The sequence below is a fragment of the Marinobacter iranensis genome (assembly GCF_029207565.1).
Lineage (GTDB): Bacteria > Pseudomonadota > Gammaproteobacteria > Pseudomonadales > Oleiphilaceae > Marinobacter > Marinobacter iranensis.
The window spans coordinates 1-261 of record NZ_JANCMW010000247.1 but is presented as its reverse complement, the minus strand read 5'-3'; the positions used below and the strand labels follow the sequence as shown (position 1 = coordinate 261).

The window sequence follows — 261 nt, the reverse complement described above, 5'->3', positions numbered from 1 at the left end:
AAGGTCGGCGTGGTCGGCATCGGCGGCCTTGGCCATATGGGCATCAAGCTCGCCGCGGCGATGGGCGCGCACGTCGTCGCCTTCACCACGTCGCCCGACAAGATCGAGGACGCGAAGAAGCTGGGCGCGCACGAAGTCGTGGTCTCGCGCGATGCCGAGGCGATGGCGGCGCATGCCAACAGCTTCGACTTCATCCTGAACACCGTCGCCGTGGCGCACGACCTCAACGCGTTCCTGGTGCTGCTCCGCCGCGACGGCACG

Annotated in this window: 1 protein-coding gene; it reads left to right on the top strand. The window is 68.2% G+C overall.

The genetic code is table 11. The features are described 5' to 3' along the window. Positions 1 to 261, top strand: a 261-nt coding sequence (locus tag NLU14_RS22225) for a zinc-binding dehydrogenase (protein ID WP_275710693.1), incomplete at both ends; no start/stop codon positions are given.